The 249-nt window shown below is 62.2% G+C and carries 1 protein-coding gene; it reads left to right on the top strand.

Translation table 11 applies throughout. From position 1 onward, the window contains the following. Positions 1–61: 61 nt before the first annotated feature. Positions 62–249, top strand: a 188-nt coding sequence (locus AC5RVV_RS18470) for a hypothetical protein (protein ID WP_494002772.1), incomplete at its 3' end; no start/stop codon positions are given.

The raw sequence follows: 249 nt of genomic DNA, 5'->3' as shown, positions 1-249 counted from the left end.
CTGAGACGGCCGCCTGAGGACCATAGCCACAACAGACCCACCACGAGAGTAAGGAACCGCCATGACGGACACGCGCAAGGACCTGGAGATGGCGACCATTGAGCGGGACTCCGCGGCCCGGCTGGCAGCTGAGATGCTGCTGGACCACGAGGACGCCCTCAGCAAGGGATCCTCCGATGCTGCCGCCGATGCCCTTACCCGGGCACCTTCATGGCGTTCCTATTCTTTTCACTTCCCGTTTTCTGGGTA

The sequence above is a fragment of the Arthrobacter sp. MDT2-34-1 genome (assembly GCF_059091365.1).
The sequence above is the reverse complement of the archived record's forward strand: the minus strand, read 5'-3'. Positions and strand labels throughout refer to the sequence as shown.